Genomic DNA, 20,756 nt, shown 5'->3' on the forward strand with positions numbered 1-20,756 from the left:
TCGTCGCCCCCGCGCACCGCCCGCGCCCCGGAGGCCTGAGGTTGCCACTTCGGACACGTTCCGGGGCCGAAAACGTGTCCGATCCGGCAACCCCCTCCATCGCTCGCACGGGGTTGCCACTTCGGACACGTTCCGGGGCCCAAAACGTGTCCGAACCGGCAACCCCGTCCGGAACGCGCGGGGCGTCGGCGTGGTGATCACCGGCCGGGTGCCGCTCCTCCTGCTCATCGGCGGCGTGCCGCTCGTGCTGCTCGGCTCGTCCGGCGCCGGCTGGGCGATCGGTGTGCTGCTCGCGTGGCTCGGCCTCGTGGTCCTCCTGGTCGTGATCGACGTCGCCGCCGCGGCCAGCCCGCGGCAGGTGCGCCTGCAGCGGGAGCTGCCGAACGCGGTGCGACTCGGCGAGCCGACGGAGGCGACCCTCCTCGTCACCAACCCGGGCACCCGGCGCATCCGCGGCCTGCTGCGCGACGCGTGGCAGCCGTCCGCCGGTGCGACGCCGACCCGCTGGCCGCTCGACCTGCCCGGCGGCGAGCGGCGGGCGTTCCGCGCCGCGCTCGTCCCGGTCCGCCGCGGCGAGCGCCGCGCGGAGCAGGTGACGGTCCGGTCCCTCGGGCCGCTCGGCGTCGCCGGGCGCCAGGCCACGCTCCGCGCGCCGGGCGCGATCCGGGTGCTGCCGCCGTTCCGCTCGCGCCGGCACCTCCCGAGCCGCCTGGCACGCCTCCGCGAGCTCGACGGCCGCACCCTGCTGCAGGTACGCGGGCAGGGGACGGAGTTCGACTCCCTCCGCGAGTACGTGCGCGGCGACGACGTGCGCTCGATCGATTGGCGCGCGACCGCCCGGAACCCCGCCCTGCCCGGCGCCGGCCAGCGGCTCATGGTCCGCACCTGGCGGCCGGAGCGCGACCGACGGGTCGTGGTCGTCGTCGATTCCGGCCGCACCGCCGCCGCCCGCATCGCGGACGAGCCGCGCCTCGACACCGCCTTCGAGTCGACGCTGCTGCTCACCGCGCTCGCGACGCGCGGCGGCGACCGCGTCGACCTGCTGATCTGGGACCGGAGGGTCCGCGCCCGCGTCCACGCCGCTGCCCCCGCCGACGTCCTGCACCGGATGGTCGACGCGATGGCGCCCATCGATCCCGAGCTGCTCGAGACCGACTGGTCCGGCGTCCCGGCGCAGGTCCGCGCGCTCACCTCGCAGCGGGCGCTCGTCGTCATCGTCACGTCGCTGGAGGGCGCCGGCTCGGCCCGCGGCCTGCTGACGATGCTGCCGCAGCTCACGAGCCGGCACCTGGTGGTGATCGCCTCGGTCACGGATCCCGCCGTCGCGGCCATGACGACGGAGCGGCACGACCTCGACGAGACCTACCTCGCCGCCGCGGCGGAGCGCACCCTGCTCGACACCGACCGGATCGGCGCCGCGGCCGCCCGCCTCGGGGCGCAGGTCGTGACCGCTCCCCCGGCCGATCTGCCGCCCGCGCTCGCGGACCGGTACCTGGCGCTCAAGGCGGCGGGGCGGCTCTAGCGCGCCCACGCTCTTCCGGGAACCCTTTGACCGGAGTCCCAGGTCGTGGTACCCGCCTCCTCAGATTCATCCCCCACCGTGGAAGCACTTGATCCGAGGGGGACCATGATCACCACCGATGTCATCGACAGCATGATCGGCGCCGACGCGCTCGACCGCCAGGACGACCGCATCGGCGAGGTCGGCCAGGTGTACGTCGACGAGGCGACCGAGCGGCCGACCTGGGTCAGCGTGCGCCTCGCGCTGCTGAGCGGCGACGAGGTGCTCGTGCCGCTCGAGGACGCGGAGTGGGACGAGCGCTCCCTCCACGTCGTCGTCGACCGGCAGGCCGTGCGCGAGGCGCCGAGGAAGGCGATGGACGAGCCCCTCACCGTCGGTGAGGAGGAGCGCCTCTACACGTACTACGGCATCCCGACGGAGCGGCACCCGCGCGAGGAGAACGAGCTGCTGGCGGACGACGTCGACGACGTCTGCTACGCCGTCCACGATGCGGCGATCGAGGACGCGGCGACGTCGCACTCCGAGCGGTCGGAGCTCAGCCGGGCCTCGTGAGCGCCGTCCGCTCGGCGACGACGAGGACGCGCTGCGGCGGTGTGCTCGCGCTCACCGCACCGGCCACGCCGATCCAGGGCCCGCCCGCGAACCGGTACTGCGCCGAGTAGACCACCGACGCGGTCGCCCGGACGTCACCGCGGCTCCGGTAGACGTGCCCGGCCGCCGTGTCGGTGAGCTCCATTTGGCCGAGCGCGGCCCACGAGGCGCCGGGCGTGCCGCTCGACCTCGCGCTCCCGTCCCCGTAGGCGAAGCGGTACGCCTGCGGGGTGAAGCGCACCTCGGCGGCGTCGCCGAGCAGCGCCGCGCGCACCGTGATCGCCCGGACGTCGACCCAGAAGTTCGCGGGGACGCCGATCACGGCCCAGCCGTCCGGCTCAGCATGCAGCGAACCGGACGCCGGCAGGAACCGCGCGAGGTCCGAGATCGTGATCGCCGTCGCGGGTTGGGCCCCTCCGCCGGCCGCCGGGTCGCCCTGCACCAGCAACGGATTCAGTGCGGAGGCGGCGCGGAGGTCGCAGTGGCTGTCGCCGACGCAGATCGCGTCGAGGAGCTCGAGCAGCTCGGCGTCCGTCAGCGCGCGTCCAGGTCCCTTCGAACCTGGCGCTGCATCGTCACGGCCGGGCCGACCTTCATGGACGGTCCCGACCACATCGACGCCCGTCCCGTCTGAGGAACCGGAGGTGCAAGTACCGAGACGCAGTTCGCTGATGCTGCAACCCGAGTCGGCGTAAGCGTTGCTCGCAGGGATGAAAGCGAGAAACGCAATCACAGCGGTCGGCACTAACAGATGGAGGACCCGGACCAAGTGCCGTTCTCCTCAAGCAATAGATGACCACCGCTCCAAACGAAGGTCGGTTTAAGAGTTTGAAGACTCGGACGACTCGCAGGCGTGACGTCTTTGCCGTCCTCGTCCTCTACTTTCACGTCCGACAGATCGATGCACGCATATGCCTCCACGCGGCCGCTCTTCAGATCCGCCCGCTGCAGTTGGAACTTGCGCAGTTCCGTCATACCGAAGGTTCGTACCTTGCTCCTGCGAAGCTCCTCCGCCCCCTTCCGCTCGGCATCCAAGGCCGATTTCGTCAAGAACGGAGCGAACCGGTCAACGTCGTTCCCTCCACTTTCCGATACCACCTCCCCGATGCGCAGGTACTTCTCATAGACCGCCTTTGCGGCCGCGGCGGCTTGCTTGGAACTTGAGAACACCGCGGAAGATTGTGGGCTGGACGCAGGCCCAGGCCCTTCAACAACCGGCGTGCAACCTGCCAGGACGGAACCCAAGGTGATGGCGATAGCACCGTAGGCGCCGAGCACCGCCCTCCGAATCACACGGTCACCGTAGGCCAACCGCGTGCTGCAGCGGGAGGGTTCTCCACAGGCCTCAGTCGGCGATGATCCTGCGCGCGCCGGCGGCGAAGGGGTCGAGGTCGCCGGTCTCCCCCGCGCGGACCGCTCGGCCGCCGACGAAGAGCATGTAGAAGAGGAACGTCGCGAGCGCGAGGGCGCCGAGGCCGAGCTTCACCGGCCAGGGCAGCGGCGAGGGGGTGACGAAGCCCTCGAGGATGCCGGACACGAAGAGCGACATCGTCAGCCCGACGGCGATGATGAAGAGCGCGCGACCGTCCTCCGCGAGCGCCTGGCCGCGTGTCCGGGCCCCGGGCGCGATCCAGGCCCAGAACACGCGCATCCCGGCGGCTCCGGCGATGAACACGCTCGTGAGCTCGAGCATCCCGTGCGGGGCGATGTAGAGGAAGAACGTGTCCGCGTGGCCGTACGCGACGAGGATCCCGCCGGTCAGCCCCACGTTCATCGCGTTCTGCAGCAGCACGTAGGGCACGTAGACGCCGACGATGCCGAACGCGATGCACTGCGCGGCGATGAAGGCGTTGTTCGTCCAGACCTGGCTGGTGAACGACGCCGCCGGGTTGTCGCTGTAGTACGCGGTGAAGTCGTGGTCGACGAGGCGCTGCAGGTCCGTGTTCCGGCCGAGCGCCTGCAGCACGGCCGGGTCGTTCGCGGCCCACGTCCCGTACGCGAGGGCGACGACGGCGCTCGCGACCGTCACCCTCAGCGTCCACCACCGCACCCGGTACAGCGCGGCGGGCAGCTGCAGCGCGAAGAACGCGGGCAGCTGGCTCAGGACGTTCCGACCCGTCCCGGTGAAGCGCATCCGCGCACGGGACAGGGACACGGAGAGCCGGTCGCCGAGCGGCACCGATCCGGCGGTCGTCGTGATCTCCGACAGGTCCGACGCGGCGTCCTGGTAGCGGAGGATCAGCTCGTCGCTCCCCTTGCCGTCGAGCCGGCGGTCGCGCGCGAGCTCGTCCAGGCGCGTCCACTCGGCCGTTCGAGCCGAGCGGAGCGCGTCCAGATCCACGTCGCGAGCCTACGGGCTGCCTCCTGCGCCCTGGAGGCCGCGGCCGCCCCAGAATCGGGGCCCTCCCCGCGCAGGCGGCGCCGGTAGGTTCGAGAGGTGCCCGACCTCGCGCCCGACGATCTCGGCATCGTCACGGGCGAGGCGGTCGCGCTCGAGGTGCGGTCGACGAGCTTCCCGCTCCGCGCCCTGGGCGCCCTGATCGACTTCATCTGCGAGCTCGCCCTGTTCCTCGGGCTGATGTTCGGCGTGATCGCGCTCGGCCTGCTGACCGGAGACCAGGCGCTGTCGCGCGCGCTGCTCATCATCGACCTGGTGCTGTCGTTCGTCATCGCCCCGACGGTGCTCGAGACGGCGACCCGCGGGAGGTCGGTCGGCCGCTTCGCGGTCGGTGCGCGGATCGTCCGGGACGACGGCGGCGGCATCGCCATGCGGCACGCCTTCATCCGTGCGCTCAGCGGCGTCGTCGAGATCGTCTTCACCCTCGGCGGCCTGGCGGCGCTCGTCGGCCTGCTGAACCGCCGCTCGAAGCGGATCGGCGACCTGCTCGCCGGCACGGTCAGCCAGCACGAGCGGGTGCCGAAGCCGGTCTCCAACGCCGTCGGGGTGCCGGAGGCGCTGGCCGAGTGGGCGGAGATCGCGGACGTCGCCCGTCTCCCCGACCCCCTCGCGCGCCGCATCGCCTCGTTCCTCGCGCAGGCGCCCCGCATGGCGCCGGCGAGCCGGGAGCGGCTCGCCACGTCGCTGGCCGCGGAGGCCGCACCCTACGTGGCGCCGGCCGTCGACACGAGCCCGGAGCTGCTGCTCGCCGCCGTCGCCGCGATCCGCCGCGACCGCGAGTTCACCGCACTGATGCTCGAGCGGCAGCGGTTCGAGGACCTCGCCGCCACGCTCGGCGCGACCCCGCACGGGTTCCCCGACCGCTGATCACGGCACGGGCAGCTCGGCCTGCTCCTCGTCGCCGTTCAGCATCCAGGTGATGCGCACGGAGACGTCGCGGCCCTCGACCCGCAGCACGGAGAAGGCGAGCGAGCCGCCGGCGACGACCGGCTTCGGCCGCGCCTCGACCGGGCGGACGAGGTGGTTGTCGTCGCCCGCGCCCTCGAGGGACGCCTGCTCGGCGGTCGCGCCGCCGACGTTGACGGCCTCGTACCGCTGGCGGCCGACAGCGCGGATCTCGAACCGGGCCGGCCCGACCGGCTGCCCCTTCGCCTTCGACGGCGCCGAGTAGGTGCCCCGGGACCGGGCGGGCAGCGGGATCGCGCCCGTGCGGAGGGCCTCCGCCCAATCGAGCGGAGGAGGCGCTTGACCGCCTGCGGTGACCTGGCCGGTGGAGGACCGCTGGGGCGACTCCACCTCGACCACCTCTGACTCCGCGGCCGGAGGCGTGGAGCGCGCCGGACCGTCATCCGGGCCGGCGGACGCGTCCGGGGTGGCGGTCGAGACCGCCTCGGCCGTGTCCGGTGCGACCGCGGGCTCCGCGGGCTCCGCTGCAGGCGTCGGCTCGGCGACCGCAGTCGCCTCGAGCGGCTCGGCGGCGCGGGCGGCCGGTGTCAGGCTGGCGAACGGCACCGGCCCCGTCGAACCGGGCGTCGCCGAGGAGCCCGGACCCGTCGGCGGCGGCTCCGGCGTGCCGTCGGTCGGCTCGGGACGCACCGCGGACCCGTCGGTCGGCTCGCCGGTCTCGTCGCTGCCGGCATCGACGGGCTCGGGCGCCGCCGCCGCTGCCGGGATCTCAGCGACAGCGGTCGTCGGACCGAGGCGATGAGGCAGCACGAGCGGACCGGTCGGCAGATCGGCGACGTCGCCGGGTCCACGGAGCCCGCTCAGCCGATCGAGGACGCTCTGCGCCGTTCGCGCCGCCTGCTCGGCCTGGTCCTTCGCCTGCAGCGCCGCCTCCTCGGCCGCGGCCGCGCGCTGGCGGATGAGCGTCGCGCGCCGCAGCGCCGCGCTGCCCTGCACGTATCCGGTCACGCCGCCGATCAGTCCGAGCGCGCCGAGGACCACGGCGATGACCGCCGCGATCAGCGCCCCCTGCGCCGTCGAGTCCACCCTGCAACGCTACCCACCGCTCCGCGGGGGTGGTGTCCCCCGTCGGGTCAGGAGGCCGACAACCTCCGCCGTGCGAACGTCCGGAGGTCGGACACGATCGCGAGGGGGCCGGTCACGAGCTGCGCGGTACCGGAGGACGGGACGTCCTGGCCGGTGGGACGGGCCGGCGGCGTCGGCGGCTGGCTCGGCTTGAGGAGCGCCCGACGGAACTTGGGGCAGGTCTCCGCACCGCAGATGGCGCAGTCGGTCCCGCGCCGGTAGTGCTCGTGGGCGTCATGCGCATGACCGCAGACGCACAGGTGATTCGCCACGCGAGGGATGCTGCCACAGCCGCTCCGCCGCGCGGCGTCCCACGCGACGCAGGAGCAGAACCCGTACGTACTGCTCAGCCCTTTCCGACTCCCGCGGACTCCAGCGCGGTGCCGACCGAGGCGGCGACCGCTCGCAGTGTCGCCGTCGCGCTCGCATCCGCGGGCGGCTCGATGTACTGCGCGCCGGCGATGGACGCGGCGGAGCGCAGCTCCACCTGCAGCTCCTCGACCTCGTCGGGGTCCGCGGACGGACCGGCGACCGGCCCGACGACGACGAGTCGCGCTCGGGGGGCGCGGGCGGCGGCCGCCGACAGTGCCGCGGTGGCCGCTCGCAGCACCTCGAGCCGGGATGCGCGCCCTTCCGCCGTCCCGGAGACGAACACCGCGGCAGCGCTGTCCGCGGGGATCCGCGACGCCCTGCCGGCCAGCGAGGTCGCGCGGGACGGCCGGAGGTAGCCGGTGCCCGTGGCGAGGTCGACCCGGGCACCGATCGACGACCCGATGCGCCACGGCCAGGACTCGGCTTCGGTCGCGCCGCCGAGGAGCCGGTCGGCGGCGATGACGGCCACGGTCGGCGCCGATCCCTGCCGCGTGCTCGCACCCGCGAGCGTCGCGACGGCGGTCGCGAGGTCGCAGGCGGCCGTGCCCTTCTCGCCGGGACGCTGCGCGGTGACGGCCGTCAGCACCCCGTCCACGGCGGGGAACCAGGCGGTGCAGTCCCGCTCCGACGCCGCCGTGAAGGCGTCGAAGCCCAGGGAGCGCAGATCGGCCGTCGTGTCGCCCCGCTCGATCGCGGCGACCCGCGCCGTCGCCGCGGTCGCCGCGGTCGTGGCGGGGTGCCGCACCTCGATCCTCGCCGCCGCCGTGCCCTCGTCCGCAGCGGTCGTGTACTCGCAGCCGTCCGCGCCGGCGTGCTCGGACGTGAACGGCGTCGCGGTGAGCGCTGCGACCTCCTCCGCGCTCGGGCAGGTGAACCGGATGGAGGCGGCGGGCTCGGCGTTCGGACCGGTGACGGGAGCGGCCCCGGGCCGAGCGGTGCAGCCGGTCAGCACCGCAGCGACGGCGAGCAGGACGGCCGCGGTCGTGAGCGGCCGGACGGAGCGGGTCATCGGATCTCCTCGGCGACCGCGTGCAGCTGCGCGATCAGCGGATCGTTCGTGGTGGTGAGCACGTCGTACCCGTCGGTGTTCCCGGTGGTGACGCTCCAGATGAGGTAGCCCGCCGCGCCGGCGTCGAAGGCGGAGTCCATCTTGGCGCGGAGGAGGCGGGCGCGGCGGTCGCGCTCGGCCGCGGTCGTCCCCTGCATCCCGGCCTCGCCGACGACGAGCGGCTTGTCCAGCGTCTCGGCCGCCGCGAACGAGCAGCCGATCGGCGCGTTCGCCACGGCGCACGCGAGCGAGGAGGCGCTCGGCGGCGTCCCGCCGCTGCCGCCGGGCATCGGCGCGGTGTCGGATCCCCAGGAGGCCCAGTCGTGCACCTCGGCGAAGTCGATCGACGGGAGGCTGTAGACGGCGCGGAAGTCGGGCCCGCTCGCGCCCGGCGCACCGTTGCTCTGCGTGCCGAGCGTGACGAGGTGGTTGGGGTCCGCGGCGTGGATCACTCCGGCGACGTCGGCGGCGAAGTCGACCAGCTGGGACCTGCCGGCGGCGTCGCGCTCGTTCGTCTCGGCCTCGTTCATCATCATCCAGCCGAGGATCACGGGGTCGTCGGCGTAGTGCGCCGCGACGCGGGCGACGTAGTCGCGGTACGAGAGCGTCGCGTTGCCGTACGGGACGCGGTACCCCTGCGAGAACCAGGTGTCGCCGCGGTAGTCGTCCTTCGCGACCGGGTCCGCCGTCGTCGTGCAGTTGCCGGGGCCGTCCTCGAGGACGGGGATGACGCGGAGGCCGGTCTGCCGTGCGGCGGCGAGCACACGATCGACGCCGTCCCAGTAGGTCGCCCCCTGCGTGTAGGTCTGGTACGCCCAGAAGCGGACGACGGTGGCGCCTGCCTCGTCGTGCAGGTACCGGAAGGTCGCGATGAGCTGCTCGTCGGACATCCGGCTCCCGGCGCGGCAGCTGTACCGATCGGAGGCGGCGGCGTCGTAGACGTTCGCACCCACGAACCGGAACGGTGCCCCGTCCACCTCGAACGAACGACCGGCCGTCGTCACGAACCCGGCGGCCGCCGCACTGCTCGCCGGCGCAGGGGAGCTCGGCAGCGTCGAGGTGCCGCCGCCGGCCGGGGCGGTCGCGGGCACCGGCGACGCCGAGCAGGCGTCCACCCCGGCGAGTGTCGCCGCCGTGAGGGCGGCGGCGAGGATCGTCCTCATCAGCCGCTTCACCGGCCTCGACCCGACAGCGCGTCGAGCGCGGGCGTCATGCGATCGGCGACGTGCGCCCACGTGAAGCGCTCCTCGACATCGCGGCGGGCGGCCGCGGCACGCTGCTCCGCCGCAACGGGGTCCCCCAGCGACTCGAGCAGTGCCCGGGCGAGCCGCTGCGGGTCGCCGGACGGCACCAGCAGGCCCGTCTCCCCCGGCGTGATCATCTCGGGCACACCGCACTGGTCGGTCGCGACCACGGGGACGCCGAACGCCATCGCCTCGAGCAGCACGAGGGGGTAGGGGTCGAAGAACGACGGCGTGCAGAACACGGTCGCGTCGCGGTAGAGCTCCGCGATGCGGGCGCGGTCGCGCACGCGGCCGAGGACCTCGACGCCGGGCTGCGACGCGATCGTCGGCCGGGTCCCGACGAGCACCAGTCGCGCGTCGGGGACGGCGCTCCGAACGGTCCGGAACGCGTCGAGCAGCACCTCGCCGCCCTTGCGGACGAAGTCGTTCCCGATGAACAGGACGGTCGGCGCGCCGGACGGACGCTTCCGCCGATGCGCCGGCAGCGACGGGAGGTTCGCGCCCGCCCCCGTCACGGTGACCTTCTCCGGTCGCTGGCCGTAGTTCTCGACGAGGCTGCGGCGGGTCGGCTCGGAGAACGCGAAGAGGTGGTCGGCCGCGTCGTAGGTCGCCTGCTCCCTGCGGTACCACTCCTCGAGCGCGCGCCCGCGCAGCGGGTTCCAGGCCGGCCAGTGCTCCGCCGACTGGTGGTGGGTGCAGTCGATGTACAGCACGGACGGGGCGAGCGTCTGCTCGAACAGGGCGTGGACCTGCACGACGACGTCGGGCTGCTCGGGGAGCCTCCGGAGCTGCTCGGCCGCATTGGCGGAGCGGAGGCGCGCGGCGATGCCGCTCTTGTAGAACCGTTCCGCCCACGCGCTGCGACCCGGGCGGACGGTCAGGGCGGCGACGCCGTACCGCTGGAGGGTCGTGAGCTCCGGCTCGACGCGGCCGACCACGGCGAAGCGGCGCGCGAGGGCGTCGAACAGGTACGGGGTGAGCGCATCGCCGCGCGACGCGAGCGCGATCCGAGCGGTGGTGGCGGTGGCGACGCCGCTCGTCCCCTCCATCAGGTCGGTCATCGCCTGCCCCGTCCGCGTCGGGCGCCGTCGTCGACGAGCCGGTCCAGCCGCGCGGTCGTCCGCACGATGTCGTACGCCTCGAGCACCTCCGCCGGGACGGGGAGGCGGCCGGGGACGGCCAGCGCGCGCTCGACCGCGGCGAGGACGGCGGTGGGCTCGTCCCGGTCGTCCGACGTCCCGATCGGGAATGCGCCGGGGACCGGCGCCGGCAGCGCGTCGAGCGCCGGGCACTGGGCGTGCACCACGGGCAGGCCGGCCCCGATGCCCTCGAGCACCGCCATCCCGAACGTCTCGTCCCGCGAGGCGCTGACGAGCACGTCCATCGCGGACAGCAGCGCGGGCACGTCCTGGCGGGGCCCGGTGAGGTGGACCGCGTCGGCGACCCCGAGCGACGCCGCCTCCGCGGCGAGCGCTGCGCGGAGCGGGCCGTCGCCGACGATCAGCAGCTCGCGGCGTCCGCGCTCCAGCGTCGGCGCGACGGCCGAGAGCAGCTGCCGCATCCGCTTGACGGGCTCGAGCCGGCCGACGGCGCCGACCACCTCGACGTCCGGCCGGATGTCCAGCGCCCGCCTCGTCTCGGCGCGCACCGCCTCGTCGAAGGCGAGCCGCGCGAAGTCGATGCCGTTGTCGATGACCGTGATCGACTCCGGTCGGACGCCCCAGCGGACGAGCCGATCGGCGGTGGCGGCGGAGACCGCGACGGTGCGGGTCGCGAGGCGGTTCAGCGCGAGATAGAGCCGGCGAAGCCACTCGGACAGCGGACGGTTCTCGATCGAGTCGTCCATCAGCGAGTGCTCCGTCGACAGCACGACCGGGACCCGCGCGAGGCGAGCGGCGGGGAGACCCCACAGCTGCCCGCTGAGGAGGTGCACCTGCACCGTGTCGGGTCGCAGCGCCTGAAGACGGCGGACGAGGACGGGGAGCGCGAGCAGCCGCCGCGGGCCGACGAGGTCGAGCACCTCGACCGAGTGGCCGGCCGCCTCCAGCGAGCGGGCGACCGTGCCGCCGCCGTAGAGCGCGATCACGTGCTGGCGGTGCCGGCTGTGATCGACGATCGACTCGACCTGCCGCTCCGCGCCACCGGTCGTGAGCGTGGTGATGATCTGCACGACGGAGGACCGCGGCGCGGCGCTGCCGAGCACCGAGCGGTAGACGTCGGCGATCGCCGCCGCGGCGCCCTCCCAGGTCGGGAGCTCGACGTCGGGCCCGCGGTGCGGCGTCCCGTCGTCCTGCCGCAGCCGCCGCAGCAGGGCCTCCGCGACGGTCGCGTCGTCGGCGTCGAGCGGCACGCCGGTGACGAGCCCCTCCTCGACCAGGTCACCGATGCCCGCGGTGTCGAACCCGACGACGGGCAGGCCGAGCGCGACCGCCTCCATCACCGCGACGGGGTGCGCCTCGTAGCTCGAGAGCGCGGCCATGACCGACGACCGGGACAGGACCGCGGCCATCTCGGCGCGCTCGGCGGGCAGGAGGTGCCGGAAGGTGACGGCCTCGGCGACGCCGCGCTCCTCGACGAGTCGGCGGAGCTCCGGCTCGTACGGGCCGCTGCCGAGCACCGTCACGGTCGCCTCCGGCATCACCGCGCGGATCAGCGGCAACGCGGCGATGACCCGGTGGTGCCCCTTGTACCGCTCGAGCCGTCCGCTCGTCACGATGCTGCCCCGCACGGGCGCGGCGCCGGTCGGGACGGGAGGCAGGGCGCCGCCGTTGCGGATCACCGTGAACCGCGACTCCGGCAGCCCCAGGATGCGGGCGAAGCGCGCGCGCTCGAAGCGGCTGACGGCGACGAGACGCGCGGCACGTCGCAGCAGCGGACGGTTGATCGCGTTCTGGACGCGGGTGATGGGGGCGTGCGCCGCCGAGGAGTGCCCGCCGCTGTGGAAGGTGAGCACGTACGGGATGCCGGCGCTGCGCGCGGCCAGCATCGCGAGGGTCGGGACGGTGGTCTGGCTCCCCTGCACGTGCACGAGGTCCCACCCGCCCCGGCGGATGACGCGGACGATGCCCGGTGCGAAGTACTCCTCGCCGCTGCGCCGGTAGGAGCGACGACGGATGACGCGGACCCCGCCGATGCGGTCCTCCCGGGGGAGCCGACCGGTGCGGTCGGTCGTCAGCACGGTGATCTCGACGTCCTCGGTGCCGGCGAGGCGACGGGTGACCTCGGCCACGTGCGTCTCCAGCCCGCCGAGCTCCGGCGCGAACCGCTGCACGACCTGCAGCACGCGGATGGGACGTCCGTTCACCGGTCCGACCCCTCGTCGAGGATGAGCTGCCGCAGCGGTGCGGTCGAGCCCTCCCGGACGACCTGCACCACGGCCCGGGAGCCCGGGTCGCTGATCCGCTCGGTCCAGGTCTCGCCCGCGTGCAGCCGGACGCCCCGCGCGATCGCGGTCCTGCCGTCGGCGGTGACGAGCTCGACGTCGAGCGGACCGACCGCGGCGCCCGACATGATCGACAGCGTCACGCCCTCGCCGCTCGGCTGCGCGGCGACCGCGAGCGGACGCACGTGAGTCCCGTCGAAGGACGCGGTGGAGTAGACGATCGCGCCGACCAGCACGAGGCCCGCGGCGGTCCCCCACGCGATCCCGGCGATCGGGAGGCGGCGCCGGACGGTCGAGCGCTCCGCGGGCGCGCGAACAACTGCGAGGAGCGCGAGGACCACCAGCTCGAGCACGCCGACCGCGACCGCCCAGCTGACCGGGTCGAGACCGGTCGGGAGCAGGTTCAGCAGCAGGCCGAGCACCACGAGGGCGACGAGACCGCCGCCCGCGAGCACGAGGACGCCCTCCAGCAGCCCGCGGCGGCCGACGCGACGGAGGAAGAAGGTGCCGACCCCGACCGCGGCGGCGGCGCTGAGCGGAAGCCGCGCCCAGGCCGGCGCCTCGAGCGCGACGACGGCGGCGGCGATCAGCACGAGCGCGGCGCGCCAACCGGCGGCGACGAGCACCGCACGCCCTGGACGGGCGCCGGTGGCCGGCCCGCTCATCGCAGCCCACGCAGGTCGTAGATCACGAGACTCCCGTTGTCGTAGACGCGTGTGACGCCGGGCACCGCCGCGAACTTCGCCAGCGCGGCCGCGCTCACGGGCACGCGTCGATCGTCGCCGCCGTACTCGCCGCTCTCGATGTAGAACTGCTGGTGCGGCAGGCCCGTGGAGAGGCGCTCGTCGACGATGAGGTACTCCAGGTCCGCCTTCTTGATCAGGGCGATGTCCTCCGTCGTGAAGGTGGGGGCGAGCAGCAGCCGTGACACGTCCAGGCCGGTCGAGACGTGCAGCACCGTCCGCTGGCCGCCGTCCGCAGCGGCCAGGAGGCCGGAGACGCGGTCGCCGTAGACGACGCTGTCGGCGGGCAGTCCGACGGCCTCCCACTCGGCGGCGGCGATGTTGGCCGAGTCGACGCTGCGAGCGTCGGCGGAGACCTGGTAGGGCCCGGGCAGCTGTCCGGAGGCCGGACCGGAGCCGAGCACGACGCTGCCGAGGAACGTGACCGTGATCGCGGCGCCGAAGGCGACGGTCGTCCGCCGACGCCGTTCCCGCAGCCACCACCAGGTGCCGAGGGCCGCGGCGAGGCCGACGAAGACGAAGCCGGAGGCGCGATCGCCGACCTCGGCGGTCGCGCTGGTGAGGTGTCCGCCGGGGACGACGGGGTAGAGCAGGCCGACGATTCCGAGCGCGAGTGCCAGCGGCCGCGCGCCGCGCCACTGCAGGCGGATGAACCCGAGCACCACGAGCAGCGAGACGAGGGTGAGGAGGACGGAGGCGATCAGCAGCACCTGCTCGCCCGGCAGCGGACCGGTGCCGGCGCTGTCCGAGAACAGCGCCTTCGGCCGCTGCCCCTCGGAGAGCCCGATGAGCTGGGAGGAGGAGCTGCCGAAGATCGCCTCGAGGTACGACGCGAGCGGATTGCCGGGGTTCAGCACGCTGATCCCGAGCGCGACGACGCCCCACGCCGTGAGCAGGGCGAGCGCACCACGATCCCGGTCGAGCGACACCAGCCGGCCGGCCGCGCCGTCCGGATCCGCGGCCCTGCGTACGCGCCCGCGGGCGGCGAGCACCGCGACCAGCCACAGCGCGTACGCCGCGACGAGCAGCACCGCCGTGAGGTGATGCGTCAGCACCACCGCCGCGGTGGCCGCGATCGGGAGCACCAGGGCCCCGCGGCCTCCCCGGCGCCGCGTCGCGACGAGGTACAGGCAGAGGACCGCCAGCGGCAGCGCGAGCGTCTGGTACGAGTACTGCGAGTTGAAGAAGAGCAGCTGCGGGTTCGCGAGGTAGACGAGCGCGCCCACTGCTCCGGCTCGCCGCGAGCCCCCGATGGCGCCGATCAGCCCGATGATCGCGAGCATCATGACGAGCCGCGCGACGAGGAGCGTCACGACCGCTGCCGCGTACACGGGGAGCCCGGTCAGCGATCGCACGGCGTCGGTGGCGATCTCGAGCCCCGGGTAGTACGCGGAGACCGGCAGCAGCGTGTTGAACGAGAAGAGGTGGCCCGAGGTCTCGATCTGCCGCAGCGTGTCCGCGTGGATGAACTCGTCGTGGAAGACGAACATCGTCGGGTTCAGCACGAGCCGGCTGACCTGCAGCACCAGTCCCAGTGCGACGACGGCGACGATCCGCTCGACGTGCGGCGTCGCCCTGGCGACGATCCGGAGGGAGGCGGGCAGGAACACCACGACGAGCCCCGCGTACCAGAGCAGCTGCGCGCCGACGCCGGTGTTCCCGAGCCGCCCGAGGTCCGCCGCGACCGCCATGACGAACACGCCCGCGGCCATGACCACGAGCAGCGGTCCGAGGAGGTTCCGGGAGATCCGGCTCCGCTGCCGGGTCGCGCGAACGGCGCGCGCGGGCTCGTCCGGCGCCGCGACGGCCGGCTCGGACGCCGGAGCCGGGGCGGGCTCGACGACCGTCGCCGGAACAGCGACGGCCCCGGCAGCGTCGAGCGCGCCGTTCCGGTCGTGCCGGTAGGCGCGGACCAGCGGCACCGCGAGGACCAGCGCCTCCACCACGAGCACGGCCAACCAGCCGACGACCAGCCCTTCTGCCCCGCCGCTCAGGGCACCGGTCGTCGCCGCGGCGAGCTCCGCGGCCAGGAACACGACCGTGACGACGAGCGCCTGCGTCGTTCGGCCCTGGACGCGCCGGAGGGAGATGAAGTGGTCCTTGATCACGAACGGGATGCCGGCCAGGACGATGAGCCGCAGCAGGACGGTCCCGTCCTCCGCGTACTGCGGCCCGAAGACGTGCAGCAGCGGGCCCGCGAGCGGGAACAGGACGATGCTCGCGGCAGCGCTGACGGCGAGTCCGAAGGGGATGGTCAGGCGCATGCGGCGCACGACCTCGGTCGGCTCGCCGCGCGCTGCGGCGAACAGCCCGACGCTGACGGCGTACGGCAGCGCGAAGACGAAGCCCGAGAGCATGATCGCCGAGTTGAAGGCCGCATTCGCCCTCGCGGAGACCAGCACGGTGACGAGCACCGGCAGCAGCTGGAGGGCGGCCTGGATGCTGACGTTCAGCGCGTGGTGCGACACCGCGAGCCGACCGATGCCGCGGACGAGCGACGGCTCGACGATGCGGCGATGCGCGCCCGCAGCGCGACCGCCCCGCGTCCGCCAGGAGACGAGCGGCAGCGACAGCAGGTTGCCGATCGTCCAGGCCAGGAGGATGGTCATGCCGCCGTGCACGCCGGCGAGGCCGAGCGCGAGCAGCGCGACGACCTTCACGCCGCTGGCGGTCACGTTCCGCTCCAGCTGGAGCGTGCCCAGACCGATCGTGAGGACGGCCTGATCGAGCACGATGACCACGGCGGTCAGACCGGTCGCGGCGGCGAGACCGAGCAGCGGCCACACCGAGCCCGCGATCGGGGCGAGGTTCTCGGCCCCGAACCCGTGGACGAGCACGACCGGCACGACGAGACCGAGCAGGACGCCGCCCGCTGCGGCCGCCGCCAGGCACGTCCGGACGAGCACGCGCCGTTCCCCCGGATCGACCTTCGGCAGCCGCGCGATGAGGACGGTGCCGAGCCCGAGCGAACCGAGGGTGCCGAGCAGCATCATCATCGCGACCGCCGCCCCCGCGACGCCGACGTCCGTGGCCGCGAACTGCCGGGCGGCGATCGCCCAGAAGAGCAGGCCCAGCACGCTCGTGAGGGCCTGGGTGCCGACGAGCGACGCGCTGATGCCGGCGATGCGGCCGAAGCCCGAGGCGACGAGGCGGGCGATCGGGCCGCCGCGCGCGGAGGTCGCCGGCGTCGGCGAGGCGTCACCGCCTCCCCGCGCGCCGCTCAGCAGGTGCGTCATCCGGACCTCAGGCGCCGCGGCGCTCGGGGGCGGGCGTGGTGGTCTCGCCCGACAGCCCGGGCACGCCGATCCGCTCGAGCAGCTCGCCGTACGCCTCGACGGTGTGGGACCAGCTGTGCGGGTCGTCGAAGCGCTCGCCGCGGGAGGCCGGCAGCAGGGCCATCGCGGCGGCGAGGGCGTCGGGGTCCTGCGACGGCACGAACCGGGCGCCCGCGTAGTCACCGGCGGCCTCGACGAGTCCTCCGACGTGCGCGACGACGACGGGGAGCCCGGAGCTCATCGCGATGTGCAGCGGTCCCGAGGAGGACGAGCGCCGGTACGGCAGGACGACGGCGTCGGCGTCGGCGAAGTGCGCAGCCACCTCCGCGTCGTCCACGTACCGGTCGACGACCGTGATGCGGTCCTTCACCGGGCTCGCCGCGACCGCTTCGAGGGGGGCCGTCCAGCCCTCCCAGGTCTCGCCGACGATCACGAGCCGGGACGAGTCCCGCACGGCGCGCGGCAGCCGCTCGAACGCGGCGACGAGGTCCTCCACGCCCTTGTAGGGCCGGATGACGCCGAAGTAGAGGAACACGAAGTCGCCCGAGCGGTCCGCCGTCGCTGCGTCGGTGCGCTCGTAGTGGTTGTAGGGCCCGTGCGGCGCGAGGACCACCCGCTCGTCGGGGAGCGCGTAGGTGCCGCGGAGCAGATCGAGGTCGTACCGCGAGTGGACGACGTGCCCGTCCACCCGCTTGAGCAGCTGCCGCATCGCGGCGGTCACGTACCGGGTGACGCCCGGGATGCGGGCCTCCCCCGTGTCCTGCACCTCGTGCCACTCGATGACGACTCGGCCGCCGTAGCGGTGCACCGTGTGCGCGAGCCGGAGGTAGGAGTGCAGCACCGCTCCGGTCCACCACTGCAGCACGAGCACGTCCGGCCGCTCCGCCGTGACGAAGCGGACCGCGTCCCGCATGCTGCGGCCCCACGACCAGTCGACGCCGTCGTACACGTGCACGGTCGGGTCGTACTCGAGCGCGTGGACCTGCTGGCCGACCCGGGCACGGCCGGGGTAGAGCCGCGTGGGGACCAGCTGCCGCATGAGCAGCGCGCTCGTGTTCGTCGCAGCGGCGAACGCGTTGGTGAGCCGGCAGGTGTAGTAGCTGATGCCGGACGTGAAGCGCCATCCCGCGCCCACCACCATCACGCGGGGTCGTCGGGCGTCGGTCGGGCGCATCGGGGAGACGATGGCGTTCATGGGTGAGCCGATCGGGTGGTCGGTGGAGCGGGGCGGGCGTCGAGCGGGCTCGCGCCGGCTCACGCCGCCTTCCGCGCCGCGCGGTGGTCGATCCGGGCGCCGGCCGGCGTCTCCTCGATCACGGCGCGCCGGGCGGTGGACCGAGCGTGGGCGCGCTCGGCGAGGATCGTGCGGAGCACGCGCAGCCCGTCGCGGATCGCGTTGAGGTTGCTCTCGCCGAAGATGCGGCTCTTCTCGACGCTCGGGACCTCGACGATGCGGTGACCGCCGAGGAAGAACCGGCAGTTGAGGACGGTCTCGATCTCGAACCCGTCGCCCCAGATCATCGCGTCGCTCGCCTTGACGGTGTGGTCCGGCAGGTGCAGGCCGGGGACGAGCCGACGCCAGAAGGCGTTGTAGCCGTAGCAGAGGTCCGTGTAGCGGCTGCCGAGCAGCAGGTTGGTCGCCGTGTTGAGGAACAGGTTGCCGAGCGACCGGAAGCGCGTGATGTCCTCGCTGCCGCCGCCGCGGGTGTACCGCGACCCCTTCGCGACGTCGGCGCCTTCCACGAGGGTGCGCACGAACGCGGGGATCTCGTCCGCGTCGGCCGAGCCGTCCGCGTCGAACATCACGATGATGTCGCCCGTCGCCGCGGCGAAACCGCAGGCGAGCGCGTTCCCCTTGCCCTTGCGCGTCTGCTGGACCACGTCGATCTCCGGCAGGATCCGCCGAGCCGTCTCGATCGTGCCGTCGACGGAGTGGCCGTCGACGAGCAGGACCTGGTGGACGGCCGGGAGCTTCGGGAGCACGACCTCGAGGTTCCGGGCCTCGTTCCGAGCCGGGATCACGATGCTGACGGTGGGGGCGCTGGAGGGCACAGATGTCCTTCGGGTGTCACGCACGGGGATGCGCTGGGGGGAAGAGACTCAACCCTCGGCCTCGGGGGCAGCGATGGGGAGAATCGCCGACGAAATTCGGGGTTTCGCCGTTGACTCGGCAACCGTAACCGATGGACTGCGCGAATCGAAGTTCTCGGATGAATTCATCATGTCCATCCGGCGTGTCGCGAGAAACAGGGCTCTGACCAGGAATCCTATCGGCCTGGCGGAATCCCCGCGGAATGCGGCCGATGTTCGTTATTCGACCCGCGGCACGTTATCCGGCCCGCAGCGTGCCGATTCCCATCCGATCGACCGACCGCTTCGAATGCTTCGTCTTGTTCTGCATCGAACACGCGAGATCGACATTCCGACAATCACCTGTGAATGAGCGATCGATCGCATCAGAGCGTGGTCGCCCCTCGCATGGGGAACGGCGACCGTCTTCGCCGCGGCCGCGACGACCCGTCCGCGCGTCGGAGTTGCGCCCAGAACCTGCGCGCGCGACCGCCCGATCGAGGAGATCGGGCGGTCGCGCGCGCTCGGGGGATCAGTAGCGGTAGGCGTCCGGCTTGAACGGGCCGTCGCGGTCCACGCCGAGGTACTTCGCCTGCTTCTTCGACAGGCGCGTCAGCCGCACGCCGAGGGCGTCGAGGTGGAGGCGCGCCACCTCCTCGTCGAGGACGCGGGGCAGCGTCGCGACGGCGACCGGGTAGGCCTCCGGCGTCACCCACAGCTCGAGCTGCGCGAGCACCTGGTTCGTGAAGCTCATCGACATGACGAACGAGGGGTGCCCCGTCGCGTTGCCGAGGTTCAGCAGCCGGCCCTCGGAGAGGACGATGATGCTGCGGCCGTTCGGCAGCTGCCACTCGTCGACCTGCGGCTTGATGCGGACGCGCTCCGCGCCGTCGAGCTGCTCGAGCCCCGCGATGTCGATCTCGGTGTCGAAGTGCCCGATGTTGCCGACGATCGCCAGGTGCTTCAGCGACAGGAGGTCGTCGACCGTCACGACCTTCTCGTTGCCGGTCGTGGTGATGAGGATGTCGACCTGCGAGGCGACCTCCTCCAGCGGGACGACCTGGTGCCCGTCCATCGCGGCCTGGAGCGCCGTGATGGGGTCGATCTCGCCGACGATGACGCGGGCGCCCTGGCCCTTCAGCGCGTCGACCGCGCCCTTGCCGACGTCCCCGTAGCCGACGACGTAGGCGGTCTTGCCGCCGATGAGCACGTCGGTCGCCCGGTTGATGCCGTCCACGAGCGAGTGGCGGATGCCGTAGCGGTTGTCGAACTTGCTCTTCGTGACCGAGTCGTTGACCGAGATCGCGGGGAACAGCAGCTCGCCGTCGCGGTCCCACTCGTGCAGGCGGTGGACGCCGGTCGTCGTCTCCTCGGAGACGCCGCGGATGTCCTGCGCGATGCGCGTCCAGCGCTGCGGATCGCGGTCGAGGGAGCGGCGGAGGACGTTGAGGAGCGCGCGCATCTCGGCGCCGTCCTCGTCCTTCGTCTCCGGCACGCGGCCGGCGCGCTCGAACTGCACGCCCTTGTGGACGAGCAGGGAGGCGTCGCCGCCGTCGTCGAGGATCATCGTCGGGCCGATGTAGTCGCCGCCCTCGGCGACCGCCTCGCCGGACCAGTCGAAGATGCGGTCGGCGAGGTCCCAGTACTCCTCGACCGTCTCGCCCTTCCAGGCGAAGACCGGCACGCCGCGCGGGTCGTCGGGCGTGCCCTCCGGCCCCACGACGACGGCCGCAGCGGCCTCGTCTTGGGTGGAGAAGATGTTGCAGCTCGCCCACCGCACCTGCGCGCCGAGCGCGACCAGGGTCTCGATCAGCACCGCCGTCTGCACGGTCATGTGCAGCGAGCCGGCGACTCGGGCGCCGGTGAGCGGCTTGGTCTCGGCGTACCGCTCCCGGAGCGCCATCAGCCCGGGCATCTCCTGCTCGGCGAGGCGGATCTGGTGCCGGCCGGCCGACGCGAGGTCGAGATCGGCGACCTGGTACTCGAGGGTCGGACTGGGGGGCTCCGTATCGCGGGACGTGTCCAGAAGACTCATCCGAGCATCATCCCAGACCATGGGCGGACCGTGGTCCGGCTGCGG

The 20,756-nt window shown here is 73.4% G+C and carries 18 protein-coding genes; 5 read left to right on the forward strand and 13 right to left on the reverse strand.

Annotation, left to right across the window (positions count from 1 at the left end):
- Positions 1-190 precede the first annotated feature (190 nt).
- Together CLV52_RS16435 and CLV52_RS16440 are read left to right on the forward strand one after the other, a co-directional pair.
- Positions 191-1,522, forward strand: a complete 1,332-nt coding sequence (locus CLV52_RS16435; protein ID WP_133767488.1) for a DUF58 domain-containing protein — start codon at positions 191-193, stop codon at positions 1,520-1,522.
- 105 nt (positions 1,523-1,627) lie between these two features.
- Complete coding sequence (locus CLV52_RS16440; RefSeq protein WP_133767489.1) at positions 1,628-2,074, forward strand: PRC-barrel domain-containing protein; 447 nt, start codon at positions 1,628-1,630, stop codon at positions 2,072-2,074.
- Here CLV52_RS16440 and CLV52_RS16445 read toward each other — a convergent pair.
- Positions 2,058-2,555 carry a hypothetical protein gene (locus CLV52_RS16445; RefSeq protein ID WP_133767490.1) on the reverse strand — a complete coding sequence of 166 codons (498 nt, stop codon included), beginning with the start codon at positions 2,553-2,555 and terminating at the stop codon, positions 2,058-2,060. The genes CLV52_RS16440 and CLV52_RS16445 overlap by 17 nt on opposite strands.
- 39 nt (positions 2,556-2,594) lie before the next feature.
- Here CLV52_RS16445 and CLV52_RS18550 point away from each other — a divergent pair, with 39 nt between their 5' ends.
- The gene (locus CLV52_RS18550; RefSeq protein WP_162850905.1) at positions 2,595-2,747 is read left to right on the forward strand and encodes a hypothetical protein; all 153 of its coding nucleotides are present in this window, start codon (positions 2,595-2,597) and stop codon (positions 2,745-2,747) included.
- A gap of 110 nt (positions 2,748-2,857) precedes the next feature.
- Here CLV52_RS18550 and CLV52_RS16450 read toward each other — a convergent pair whose 3' ends face one another.
- Together CLV52_RS16450 and CLV52_RS16455 are read right to left on the reverse strand one after the other, a co-directional pair.
- On the reverse strand, positions 2,858-3,391 hold the full coding sequence (locus CLV52_RS16450; RefSeq protein ID WP_133767491.1) for a DUF896 domain-containing protein: 534 nt from the start codon (positions 3,389-3,391) through the stop codon (positions 2,858-2,860).
- Between the two features lie 67 nt (positions 3,392-3,458).
- Complete coding sequence (locus CLV52_RS16455) at positions 3,459-4,454, reverse strand: stage II sporulation protein M (RefSeq protein ID WP_133767492.1); 996 nt, start codon at positions 4,452-4,454, stop codon at positions 3,459-3,461.
- A 96-nt stretch (positions 4,455-4,550) separates the two neighbouring features.
- Here CLV52_RS16455 and CLV52_RS16460 point away from each other — a divergent pair, with 96 nt between their 5' ends.
- Positions 4,551-5,378 carry an RDD family protein gene (locus tag CLV52_RS16460; RefSeq protein WP_133767493.1) on the forward strand — a complete coding sequence of 276 codons (828 nt, stop codon included), beginning with the start codon at positions 4,551-4,553 and terminating at the stop codon, positions 5,376-5,378.
- Here the strand turns inward: CLV52_RS16460 and CLV52_RS18555 are convergent, their stop codons facing one another.
- The 9 genes from CLV52_RS18555 to CLV52_RS16500 form a co-directional block, all read right to left on the reverse strand.
- Positions 5,379-6,503 carry a hypothetical protein gene (locus tag CLV52_RS18555; protein ID WP_162850906.1) on the reverse strand — a complete coding sequence of 375 codons (1,125 nt, stop codon included), beginning with the start codon at positions 6,501-6,503 and terminating at the stop codon, positions 5,379-5,381.
- A gap of 385 nt (positions 6,504-6,888) precedes the next feature.
- Positions 6,889-7,923 (reverse strand): hypothetical protein, encoded by a 1,035-nt coding sequence (locus CLV52_RS16470; protein WP_133767495.1) that lies wholly within the window; start codon positions 7,921-7,923, stop codon positions 6,889-6,891.
- On the reverse strand, positions 7,920-9,125 hold the full coding sequence (locus CLV52_RS16475; protein WP_133767496.1) for a cellulase family glycosylhydrolase: 1,206 nt from the start codon (positions 9,123-9,125) through the stop codon (positions 7,920-7,922). Before CLV52_RS16475 ends, CLV52_RS16470 begins: the two co-directional genes overlap by 4 nt.
- Positions 9,126-9,133: 8 nt before the next feature.
- Positions 9,134-10,267, reverse strand: coding sequence for a glycosyltransferase family 4 protein (locus CLV52_RS16480; RefSeq protein WP_133767497.1), 1,134 nt, complete (start codon positions 10,265-10,267; stop codon positions 9,134-9,136).
- Positions 10,264-12,510: a glycosyltransferase family 4 protein gene (locus CLV52_RS16485; RefSeq protein ID WP_162850907.1), complete on the reverse strand. Its 2,247-nt coding sequence runs from the start codon at positions 12,508-12,510 to the stop codon at positions 10,264-10,266. Before CLV52_RS16485 ends, CLV52_RS16480 begins: the two co-directional genes overlap by 4 nt.
- Positions 12,507-13,253, reverse strand: a complete 747-nt coding sequence (locus CLV52_RS18560) for a hypothetical protein (protein WP_162850908.1) — start codon at positions 13,251-13,253, stop codon at positions 12,507-12,509. The genes CLV52_RS16485 and CLV52_RS18560 overlap by 4 nt, the downstream gene beginning before the upstream one ends.
- The gene (locus CLV52_RS16490; protein WP_133767499.1) at positions 13,250-16,567 is read right to left on the reverse strand and encodes a hypothetical protein; all 3,318 of its coding nucleotides are present in this window, start codon (positions 16,565-16,567) and stop codon (positions 13,250-13,252) included. The genes CLV52_RS18560 and CLV52_RS16490 overlap by 4 nt, the downstream gene beginning before the upstream one ends.
- Positions 16,568-16,574: 7 nt before the next feature.
- Positions 16,575-17,801, reverse strand: coding sequence for a glycosyltransferase (locus CLV52_RS16495; protein WP_133767500.1), 1,227 nt, complete (start codon positions 17,799-17,801; stop codon positions 16,575-16,577).
- A gap of 59 nt (positions 17,802-17,860) precedes the next feature.
- Positions 17,861-18,628 carry a glycosyltransferase family 2 protein gene (locus CLV52_RS16500; RefSeq protein WP_246018196.1) on the reverse strand — a complete coding sequence of 256 codons (768 nt, stop codon included), beginning with the start codon at positions 18,626-18,628 and terminating at the stop codon, positions 17,861-17,863.
- 1 nt (position 18,629) lies between these two features.
- Here CLV52_RS16500 and CLV52_RS16505 point away from each other — a divergent pair, with 1 nt between their 5' ends.
- Positions 18,630-19,049, forward strand: a complete 420-nt coding sequence (locus CLV52_RS16505) for a hypothetical protein (protein ID WP_162850902.1) — start codon at positions 18,630-18,632, stop codon at positions 19,047-19,049.
- Positions 19,050-19,208: 159 nt separating this feature from the next.
- Here the strand turns inward: CLV52_RS16505 and ahcY are convergent, their stop codons facing one another.
- Entirely contained in the window at positions 19,209-20,711 is a 1,503-nt protein-coding gene (gene ahcY, locus CLV52_RS16510) for an adenosylhomocysteinase (protein WP_133767502.1), read from the reverse strand.
- Positions 20,712-20,756: the final 45 nt, after the last annotated feature.

Source organism: Amnibacterium kyonggiense, assembly GCF_004364555.1.
GTDB lineage: Bacteria > Actinomycetota > Actinomycetes > Actinomycetales > Microbacteriaceae > Amnibacterium > Amnibacterium kyonggiense.